Consider the following 10,339-nt stretch of genomic DNA (forward strand, 5'->3'; position numbering starts at 1 on the left):
GCCCCCGACCACCATGAACAGGCCGACGCCATTACCTGCGCTGATCGGTAACTCACCGGTGCAACCGCTGGTATCAAGCCGGGCCAGCGAGTCACGCAGCCAGGTAATGCTGTCGTCTCCATATTCAAACGAGCGGGACGCGCCAGACGGCGCCCCCTGCGATTTGATGCGGCGCGCGCCGGACGAAGTAGCCATAAGCGCGGCGGCGTACATCAGGATCAGCTTCGCGGTGCACTCGTCATACCCCGCGCCATCGAGGCACGGGATGATCTTGTTGACCACGCAGAGAATCGGCTCCAGCAGCGCGCCCGGGATGGAGTAACCCAATTCACCGAGGAACGCCTGCACGTCTGCCGCTGTGATTGGGTCAGCCATGGTTATTTCGCCTTCTTGATAGCTTCTGCCATTGCCGCTTCAGCTGCGTCAGCACGTTTTGTTTCAGCGTCCAACTTAACTGCGCTTTCCTGCTTCAGTTGCTCAATCACTTCGGCATGCTCTTTATCCTTAGCATCAATTTCAGACCGGGCCTGTTCCAGTTGAGCCAACGCCTCATTGAGTTTTGACTGCAAATCGGATGCACTGGATGCCACAGGCGCAGAAGGTGTCGCCACTTCAAAGACGAGCTTTTCACCCTTCTTCTCGGTGGATTTCTCTACCTTGCCCTGCTCAATCCACTTTTCAGCGATCGAGTCAACGACATCATAAACCTGTCCAGCCTCCAGCTTTTGAAGGCTGGCACCGGCAAAGAGGTTTGCTACCAATACCTTTACGAGTGCCATGTTGTTTCCTTAGCTTGAAGCGTGAATAACAGAGTAGTGACCGTTGATGTCCTGCTTGACCATCAGGCCAGCAGCACCCCAGGTGCGCCATACGTAATCTGAGTTATAGTGCAGACGCGGATCGGCAACAGTACCGAATGCCTGACCGACGATAGGAGCAATCACGCCAGCCTGAAGCGGTACGATTACGATTTCGTTTCCGGTCAGCTCAGCATCTTCTTTGATTGCCGCGATGCCTGACAGTTTGGAGATCTCTTCCAGCACAGTGCGGAGCGAGTTCACATCGAAATACTGTTCCCAGTTGGACATGATTTCGCTGGAGACGTACCACGTCTGCTGGCCGTACTGCATGTTTTGCAGCTTAAGGACGTCACGCAGGGCGATCGCCGCGGCACGCATGGCTTTCGGGTCGGTGCTGGTTGCGAAGTTAACAGTCAGTGTCACCTGGGCCACACGCTCATCGTGACGTAAACCCTTCCAGGTCTTGTCATCGAATTTGATGTAGTTACCGTCTGCGTCACGGAAGCCTTCCCAGATGTAGTCCACATACTGTCGACGCACATCATCAACAGATCCGGCCTGAGCATCCGCCAAGGATGAGAGCGCAGAGCCTTTATTGAATACCGGATCACGCCAGTTAAACTTAAAGCCGCTGTCGTGGATCGGTACCATGGTGCCATCGAAGGTGTAGGACTTCGCATCCAGCGCAGCACCAATCTGACCGGACATGGAAGTGTGCGCCCAGCCACGGCCGCCGGTGCGAGCGTATTCGTACACAGACTCTTCCAGGCGAACAGAGCGAGACAGCGGCATCAGGTCGTTCAGCAGCGTGAATTCAGTGTTCGGTTCGAATTGCTTAAACACAGTCTGGTCATAGGCCTTGTAAAGACGACGGATATCGTCGACTGCGTTTACTGCGTCCAGCACCGGGGCATTTGCCGCTTCACCGCGGACACGAGTACGAGCAATAAAGTCTGCCACAGCCTGAGCGCTGGAATTACGAGCGAACGTAAGCTCATTGAACTGAGCCATGTTGGCTTCGAGGTTCCCGGTTTCGGTCGCCTGCTTAGTGGAGAATACAAACATTCAGGTGCTCCTTATTTAATGACCACGCGCAGGAGGTCACCTGCCGTTGCAATGGTGTATGAGCGGTCTTCTTCTACGTAGCAGCGGACCGATTCATCAGTACCAACAGCCTTAACACGACCGTTGGCAACAGAGAGCGGCTGCCCTTTCGTATAAGTGCCTGCTACAGCGGGAACGTTGAAGAAAACGCCCGGGGTTGGGTGGAAAGCAACAACCCAGTCGCCAGCCTTGATGACGTCGTCTACGGTTTTGCAACGCAGGTAGTCATAGTTGGCTACGTAGAGGATCGCGGCTTCATTGCCATCCACAGACGCGGTGAATTCCTTCGTTGTGTTGTCGAAGAAACCAATCGTACCAGGAGGCGTATCAGCGGCTGCGGCACCTTCTCGGTGAAGTTGTGGGTTTGCGAAGATACCGCCCGCGTGAATTACGTGTTTTCCGTCTTTAGCCATTTTTTACTCCGGCATTTCGCTGACTGATTGGGTGTTAGTAGCCTGATGGCGGAATGCACCGTTCAGACCAAAAGATGTCTGGCACTTGGCATACATGGCGTCGAGTGCCTTACCGTCCAGATCTGCGACTTCTTCATCGCTCATGTTCATCGCCAGCTTCACAGCCGCGCGCTTTTCGCCCTTCTCTTTGTCAGAGTTGGCATTGATCTGGCTGTTAAGTGCGGTGACCTGCTGAGTAAGCACTTTCGCCCACGCTGGCATCTCTTCGCTGTTGTTAGCTTGCTCTTTAGCCTTCTTGTCATCCGCTTCTTTCTTCTCACGTGCGGACTTCTCTTCAGGCGTTTCTTCTTTGCTGTCGGCGTTTTCTGCCAGCATCTGGTTATATGCGTCCATCAGTTCGGCATCGGTTTTACCGTCAACCGATTTACCTTTGGCCTTCAGCGCATTAACGATGAGCTCTTTCATCGGGTCTGTTTCCTTCTGGGTTGAATCGCTGTTGGCGCCGAAAAACGCCTTTAGCTGGTTGAAAAATGTTTTGAACGCGGGGTCTTGCTGGTCTGGGGTGGTAGAATCTTCGAGACTGACGACCTCGATTTCGACTTCATCACCCTCAGCGTTAACGAAGATGCCAACCCCCTCTTCCGGCGTTCCAGCGCCAGGCTCATCAAGCAGTACCGCCACATGGTCAAACATCATGTTGGTGGCGATTTCGTTGTACTTTTTGCCCTTTGACTCACCGTTGGCAGCGATACCGGAATACAGCAGGCCGGTGGAGATGTGGATCGGGTCGGAGTTGGTACCGGCCAGCATCTCATCCAGGCGGTTAATCAGGCGCTTGCCCTTATCGCTGGATTCGGCGTACTGGCGGTTAACGTACATGTCGCCCGTCACCTTCCCGTCTTTGTGGCTCACGTTCTGTAGCCAGGCCCCGACGTGGTACTCATTCACCGCCCGGACATCTCGCGCCGACACATGCTTGCCGTCCACTTTCGGGTGACCCAGCGGCATCGGGTTACGCTCGAGCGTGTTGTAGGCCTTTTCGATTTCTGCTGCCGGGTACAACTTCCGGTTCATCACGATATCGTCCACGACAGGCGTGATGCCGCGAACCACGATATGTGGCTTGCCGTCGATGGTTTCAGTGGTGATGTTTGAAGCGGAGTTGACGACGGTCAGCACGTTAACGCGATTGCGTTTCATGCTGGGTCCTCATTGTTGGATTTCAGGCAATAAAAAAGGCCGCCGGAGCGACCTTATGGTGATAATTAAAGTTGGCTGTCCTTTCCCATGGAAAAACCGCTAACCTTTTCGATTGGGATTCTCACAATAGTTCCTTGAACTGTAGTCCACCCGCCATCCCCTTTCATATACGATGGGTTTCTAATATGGAGGAAATTCAGCGGAATGGTGCGTCCTTCTTGACTTACATATTCATTAGCCAAGTCATCAAAGAATGATGCCATTGCATCTTTCAACTCATCACTGACATTGGCCTTTCTAAGGTTGGTTGCTATTGTTTCTGCGTAATCTTTACCCGATACCAGTTGGCCGGCGACAATCTGTCCACCAACAATTATGGTGACATCGACCCCAACCCCTACATTTGCCAAAAGCACAAGATGCGATAAAGCGCTGTCTTTCAGATTCTGCGGGTGTGCAATAACTTCTTGAAGTTTTTCTTCATTGTCCATGATATTCCTCCATTAATGACTCAAGAAGATTGCCACCCTTTTCTTTCTTTCGCCAGCTTATCAGCCAGTCCTTCATTGAAAATGCTGCCGTCGTCGTTGAGTAGCACTGGAATCTGGCTGCAATAGCAGTTGTACCGGTTGCCGTTCTCCGCGTAGAAGTCGCGCACCTCTTCGGTGGTGTAAACCTTGCCGTGGCGGCTGGCGTGCCAGTTGCGCGTCGTTGGTTTTAGCGCTGACAGCCACAGAAGGCCGGTATTCAGACCTAACCTGTCAGCGGCCCAGTCCGTTTCGTTCCATTGCGCCTGCCGAAGCGCGCCGACCTGCTCAGACTGAGCGATGGTTTTGGCCTTCGACATCGACACATCGAGACGCTTGCTGATGACGCTGGCTGTCTCGCGAGGATTCACACCGCGCGCTACCGCATCGGTGATGATGCTGGTCAGGTCACCACGGGCTGTATCGCTGATGACCTTCCAGTCGCTGAACGTTGTCAGCCTGGCCGCAGAAATCTGGTTCAGATAACCGGGGCTGCTTAAAAGCTGCTGTAGCGTCGTCTGGCTGGCGTACACCTGAGACTGCTGCGAGAGGTTGTTGAATGCCTCCAGTGTGCCACGCTGAGCTTCTGCGACGACGTAATCCATTGCCCAGAGATTTTGCTCGCCACCTTCCAGCAGATAATCGTCGAGAATGCTCTGCACCGCTTCCAGCAGATCAGCAAGCTCCTGCGCCGACATGTCGTATATGAACTTGCCGGCGTTGACCTGGTAGAGCCGCATATCCGCGCCGTTGTCGTGGCATAGAAAATGCCAGTTATGGCTATTTACCTCACGCTCTCGCCCGGTCAGGCGCTGGTCTAACAGGGCTTTCAGCGCCACCTTTATCGCGTAATACCGATCCTCAATGTCGCGCTCCATCTTGCTGACGGACTTGCGCGACATTGTTGGGTCAACTTTCGACCGCGGTATCACCGGACTTTTCGGCTTCTGATTCTGGGTCGGCCAGTGGGTCAGGCTTTGGCTTGTTGCCATCTGGCGGCACCTCGTCATCAAGTTCAGGCAGGGCTTGCAGTTCGCCCGCCGCGCGTATCTCATTTTCTGTGATAGCAGAGCGACCAAACGCGTTTGTGGATTTCACGGCCACGTCGGCGAGTTTATCCATGTTGGCAATCTTCTCTGCCTGGCTCGGTGCCAGTAGATCGGACCATCCGACGGTGATTTCCTCGCCTGCCGCTGGAGGAATAAAGCCAAACTCCCAGAATCGGGTAACGATGTCCGTTATCAGGTCTGTCAGGAAACCAGTTCGACGACTCATGCGGGTTTTGGCCCAGTCCTTCGCATCCTCGGTGCTGGCCCGCTCGCCCGTCTGCATGCCGACCAGTACTTTGACAGGGATCGGCACGGTGGCGCAAAACTCATTCAGAATGGTTCGCCACGTTGGTTCTGGGTCCGCCGCTGCAACCGATAGTACACTGACGTCGCCCTCCTGCATCATCACCGCACTATCAGAGCTGTCGTTAAGGCGTCGCACCTGCCCATCAAGCGCTTCGGATAGCTGAGATTCAGAAACACCAAGGGCCTTAGCCAGTGCTGAGAAGTTTGTTTTGGCGCTGAAGTTGAAGTTGAGCTGGCGGCTGGCGTTTTTGAAGAAACCTTCAGCCGCACCGCCGGAGACCTTTTCGCTGTCCATGATTTTATGGAAGCCAGCAGCAAGCATTGATTCGCCAGAGTAGAGGCGTCCATCGTCTGACCCTTCAGCGAGGATAATTACGCGGTCAGGGTGGACGTTAATGATGCGTCCGGGCTGCCCTCCTGCCTGCTGTTGTACTGGGATTTCAGTAAACGAGTACATGGTGACGTCACCATACTTCTCGCTGCTCTGATCTTCGTTATATGTGACAGGCTCAATCTGTGCCTCCCACACCGGGATCAACTTAACTAACGCCTTTTCCTTCTGCCTGGCAGTAACTATCTTATCGACCGGCTTATCCCAGGTCCGGTTATCCTTTACCTGGATCAGCAGCGCAGAGTAGCGCCCCACGAGGTTGCGCTTGTCAGCGCCTTTAATCTGCTTCCAGCAACGCTTGAGCAGCTTGTTTACGCGCTTATCCCAGTCCGTTTGCTGGGTGGCATCCTTCGTCTGGTCACCTTCGTATACATCCGGGAAGTCCTCCCAGCAGCCATCGACCATCCGGTTAACCGCAGCATTAGCAATCGCATTACGGCTGTAGGCCCGGAAAAAGTCGTCGAACGTCAGGTTCAGTGGATAACCAAATTCCTGGTAAAGACGCTGGCGTTTCGTATTACTGGTGCCATTGAACAGAGCGTTAACGTAGCGCATACGGTCACGATCGAGGCTGGCATTTGCGGCAAATTGTTTGTTAATTTCGCTTTCGTTCACGGTTTCCTCCGTCAGCGCGAGCGCACCAACATGCCGGTGATTTTCTGTGGTGAATGCAGTACTCGGTAGCGGGTAGCATCCCAGTCGTGGTCTTCCTGCTGGGTATCTACGTCATCTGGGTTTTTGCTGTCGCGAACCAGCACGGGTATGCGGCTAATCCATCCGCGGCAGTGCTCGAAAACGTAAAAGGCAGGCTTCTCAGGGATGCCAGATTCCAGCTTCTTACCTTCAACTACAGCCTCAAGCATGTCGGCGAATACCGAAGCCCCGTTAACTCGCGAGCCTGGCTTCTTATTGGCTTCAAGCCATTCGACACCCTGATTTTCCATTTTCTGACCGATCGATAACTCATCGTCACCAGTATTGAAAATGGCGCTGTCAGCCGGGCCCGGAATAACTTCCGAGCATATTCCTGGAACAATGTTTAGCTGGCCCTGCGTGACTCCGTCGATCTGTATCTCTTCCGGCTCGTCGACATCTTCGCCCACCAGCCGCTTGTCAATCCACGCCACGCCTTTCGCGACGTTGGTGGATGACATATTCAGGCCTTTGTTCAGCTCGTCAGGCGGGCAGCCGTACCATTCTCCGATCAGGATTATTGTCCCTGCCGGCGGGCAGAACTGACGCCCATCAGGCAACTCTGCCGCAGTGCCATCAGCCTGAGCCCACCACAGGTTAGAGAACGGCTTCGACTCACCCCAGTCATGGGAGCGGTCAACTGTCCAGCTATCCGGTATGCGGAATGGCTTAATGACGTGCAGCGATTCATTCCACAGGTGGTCGAATCGCCCGCCACTGGTCACATCCCAGGAGCCCTCTACCCACGCTTTGCGTCGGTTAGGGTCTTTAATAGCCATCAGGGTCGCAATGTACTGCGGGTCGAGGTAAGGGTTCTCTTTGAACGATCCGTGGATGGCCACGCGGGTCAGCGTGATTTCCTCTTCTCGTTCTGTCTGAGGGTTGAAAACCATTTGCCGGTCGCGCTGTACGGTTCCGCGCGGCGCTGGCTCAATGAAGCGCTTCTTCACCCAGGTATGCCCAATGCCAAACGGGTTGGTCGTGCTGAACGTCTCCAGCGGGATTGGCCTCAGTAACTTGCCATTATCCAGCGGGTAGTTTTCCGGCCTGAACGATGAGCGCCGGCAGGAGAACATCATTTCGTAGAATTCAGGGGACTGCTGTTTAGTCAACTCGTTAAAGCCAATGAACGGGAATTCCTGCCCATGGAAATCCCAGTAGTCGTCTGCCTCTTTACCGAAACGGAAGAGAAGCTCCTCGCCTGTTGGCCATACCCATCGCAATTCGCTCGCAGATGACAGATAGCGTGCACCGTCGTTGAACAGGCGAAACATACGCTTCGACTGAGTGATGATGTCGGCAAGGTTCTTATATTCGGTGTCGAAAATGACGCCTCGCCAGAACGAGCCATAGCCCACGCCGACATTACGCCGGAATCTGGCTAACTGCGCAGCAGTCTTGCCCGGGCCGCGAGTGCCTTCGAACAGGATCTCATTACACGGGCAGCTCAGCGCCAGGGACTGAGATCCAGGCAGTGGCTTCCATACAGCTTTGTAATTCATCCACCGAGCACCCCGTCCTGTTGTTTCTGCGCTGCCGCCTCCCAGTCATCCACGTTGTCACTGGTTGGCACCAGCATGACGTTATGGGTGACCTCTTTCGTTTCAGCCTTATTCTCGATGCTGTACGCCTCACGCTCGAGGCCTATCAGCGTCTTCAAGCTGTCGCTCAGGTCTTTCATGGATTTAACGCGGGAAGGCAGGCTGATCACTTTCTGATAAATTTCATTGAGCCGGTCCCGCCCTTTATCGTCGGGGTCAAACATGATGTCGCCCAGTTGCTCGAGCGCGCATACATCTGCGCACTGCGCACCAAGTTCATCGAATAGCGTGTTAGTCAGTTCACGAGCCCGGCGGATGTCTCCCCGGTGCTCCATGCGTACCGTGGCAATCACCTCGGCAGTCGCCTCTATCAGTACGCGCTCGGTCAAAGTGCTTTCGTTGCGTACCTGTTTGCGTACCTCCTGTTTGCGTACCAGATCGTCAGCCTTTTGCTGAATCTTCGCATTGAGGTCACGCGCCCAGTCGTCACGCTTGGCGCGCTTACGGATAGCGCCTTCGCTGATACCGTGTTGTGATGCTATTTCTCGGAGGGACATCACTCCGGCCCGGTACGCCGTCTCGATGGCCTCCCAGTCCGGTTTGCTCATTGGTTACTCCGTTGTTTGTTCTTCTGGCTGTTCGGTCTGCTCTGCTGGCACTGGCGTGAACTCCACGCGCTTCACGTCGGCAGGGGCAAAGTAAAGCCACTGTCCAGTTTCGGTAGCCAGCGGTACAAAGCCGTTCACCAGCTCAGGCTGACGTCGTGACATCTTGCCAGTGAAGGTTTCGCCTGTTTGCGTGGTTAGCGTGATTTGGTAGGTGTCTGACATGATTACCTCTTTGCCTTGTCGCAGCTGTTGCCCTGCTTATCAGAAGTGCTTAGCCACTTACGGCTTACCCGTCAGCAAGATTTAATAAATCTCTTTAGAAAATGCACTTCATTGATTTGGTATCGCAGTTTGTTCTCTTGCTTTTTTGATATTGAGCCTGGCAAAAGCAACAAGCGCCGTTAGCGGTAACCCTTAAATTGTTGTCGGTATGCACTTTGCAAAAACTACCTGCATATGTCTTTTCGTTATTCATAGTCGCCATTTTTCTTGGCGAACACGTCATTATTAGCTTTGAACCTGCATACTCGGCCTGACGACCGTAATGAGGTTTAATAAAAACCCCCCTCTGCGATGTGTGCCTCCCTTTCCTGATGCAGTCATCCATGTTCTCTTTATGTGTTCCCGGTGATAAATGGAACGGATTAACACAAGACGGGTTGTCACAACTGTGCATTAACTCAAGGTTCTTTTGGTCGTAATCCCCAACAAACATCAAATAAGCAACCTTATGCGCTCCGAGCTGGTGCTTGCCAATTTTAATGCAACCATAACCGCATCTATCTTTCGAGCCTTTGAATATCCAGCACCCTGTTTCAGGTCGAATCTCAACCTTTTTCATAATTCTGGACACTATAGGCTCTCTTGATTTAATCGATTTCAGATATTCCACAGTGAACATAGCCGCCTCGCTATCGCCTTTGGAGTGCGCAACCAGGACGCAGGCGCAGCGTCTTTTCGGGGATCAGCCTAGATTGCGCGCATAAAAAAGGCCTCGCCTGAGCGAAGCCTGACTGTTCGTTTCACCATCCTTGCGGGGTTACACAGATCATTATCGAAGCCCCTCAGTGAAGAGCTTCTGTAATGGAGAGCTGTTGTGAAAGTAGCTCTCTTGCCGACGAGCTCAATTTTGAGCCCGTCAAGCCGCTTCGTCTTTTTTTGGCAAACCGGGAATGACTAACTGAATCTGCTCCTGCATATGAATCCTTTCAGATTCAATACGGCGCTTTTCACCGCCAACGCCCCAGTTATTCATAATTCGAGCTGCTGTACTGACACGCTTGGTCTTATGCTGATACTCCAACTCAAGCTTGTTGGCCTCAGCAAAGAGGGAAAGCTTGCCCATCACGACATCGCGGAAGGTCTGATAAACTTTCACTTCGAAAGACGCCGAAAGCCATGCGGCATACTTTAAGGCGATCAACTCATGCGCCCACGTCCCACGATTAGCTCCACCGTGTATAACATCAAGTATCTGATTTTGCTCCAAAGTGTCTTTTAGCACTTTGGAAACTTCATCGACAAAAGCCTGCACTCCATCAGCACCGATAAACTGACTAGGCACCTGCCACTTCTTGGCAAGTCCACCGGCAATTGCGGCTCTGTGCATATCGTTCAGGTTATAGGTTCCGTGCTCATTACTTCTGACGTGAACATTTTCGATAACAATGCTTGGGTGATTCATAGCGTTTTTACCTTTTAGAAAGA

General features: G+C 53.2%; 13 protein-coding genes. All 13 read right to left on the reverse strand.

The genetic code is table 11. The features are described 5' to 3' along the window. Positions 1 to 375 (reverse strand): hypothetical protein (locus FDX11_RS11350; RefSeq protein WP_137397930.1); only part of this gene is annotated, 375 nt, incomplete at its 3' end. A gap of 2 nt (positions 376 to 377) precedes the next feature. Next, a complete protein-coding gene (locus FDX11_RS11355) occupies positions 378 to 779 on the reverse strand; it encodes a hypothetical protein (RefSeq protein ID WP_045142325.1) in 402 nt (133 codons plus the stop codon). Positions 780 to 788: 9 nt separating this feature from the next. After that, complete coding sequence (locus FDX11_RS11360; protein ID WP_045142324.1) at positions 789 to 1,865, reverse strand: major capsid protein; 1,077 nt, start codon at positions 1,863 to 1,865, stop codon at positions 789 to 791. 11 nt (positions 1,866 to 1,876) lie between these two features. Next, positions 1,877 to 2,317 carry a hypothetical protein gene (locus FDX11_RS11365; protein ID WP_045142323.1) on the reverse strand — a complete coding sequence of 147 codons (441 nt, stop codon included), beginning with the start codon at positions 2,315 to 2,317 and terminating at the stop codon, positions 1,877 to 1,879. Positions 2,318 to 2,320: 3 nt separating this feature from the next. Then, positions 2,321 to 3,517, reverse strand: coding sequence for a DUF2213 domain-containing protein (locus FDX11_RS11370; protein ID WP_137397931.1), 1,197 nt, complete (start codon positions 3,515 to 3,517; stop codon positions 2,321 to 2,323). Between the two features lie 65 nt (positions 3,518 to 3,582). Further along, positions 3,583 to 4,008 carry a hypothetical protein gene (locus FDX11_RS11375; protein WP_137397932.1) on the reverse strand — a complete coding sequence of 142 codons (426 nt, stop codon included), beginning with the start codon at positions 4,006 to 4,008 and terminating at the stop codon, positions 3,583 to 3,585. A gap of 20 nt (positions 4,009 to 4,028) precedes the next feature. Beyond that, positions 4,029 to 4,922 carry a phage minor head protein gene (locus FDX11_RS11380; RefSeq protein WP_249360734.1) on the reverse strand — a complete coding sequence of 298 codons (894 nt, stop codon included), beginning with the start codon at positions 4,920 to 4,922 and terminating at the stop codon, positions 4,029 to 4,031. 31 nt (positions 4,923 to 4,953) lie between these two features. Beyond that, on the reverse strand, positions 4,954 to 6,405 hold the full coding sequence (locus FDX11_RS11385; protein ID WP_137397934.1) for an anti-CBASS protein Acb1 family protein: 1,452 nt from the start codon (positions 6,403 to 6,405) through the stop codon (positions 4,954 to 4,956). Between the two features lie 11 nt (positions 6,406 to 6,416). Then, complete coding sequence (locus FDX11_RS11390) at positions 6,417 to 7,985, reverse strand: terminase (protein ID WP_137397935.1); 1,569 nt, start codon at positions 7,983 to 7,985, stop codon at positions 6,417 to 6,419. Next, a complete protein-coding gene (locus FDX11_RS11395) occupies positions 7,982 to 8,632 on the reverse strand; it encodes a hypothetical protein (protein WP_137397936.1) in 651 nt (216 codons plus the stop codon). The genes FDX11_RS11390 and FDX11_RS11395 overlap by 4 nt, the downstream gene beginning before the upstream one ends. A 3-nt stretch (positions 8,633 to 8,635) precedes the next feature. Next, entirely contained in the window at positions 8,636 to 8,854 is a 219-nt protein-coding gene (locus FDX11_RS11400; RefSeq protein WP_137397937.1) for a hypothetical protein, read from the reverse strand. A 94-nt stretch (positions 8,855 to 8,948) separates the two neighbouring features. Further along, positions 8,949 to 9,533, reverse strand: coding sequence for an HNH endonuclease (locus FDX11_RS25740; RefSeq protein WP_371414797.1), 585 nt, complete (start codon positions 9,531 to 9,533; stop codon positions 8,949 to 8,951). Between the two features lie 237 nt (positions 9,534 to 9,770). Beyond that, a partial coding sequence (locus FDX11_RS11405) for a KilA-N domain-containing protein (RefSeq protein WP_249360732.1) occupies positions 9,771 to 10,339 on the reverse strand: 569 nt, incomplete at its 5' end.

This window comes from Citrobacter sp. wls714 (assembly GCF_005281025.1).
Taxonomy (GTDB): Bacteria; Pseudomonadota; Gammaproteobacteria; order Enterobacterales; family Enterobacteriaceae; genus Citrobacter; species Citrobacter werkmanii.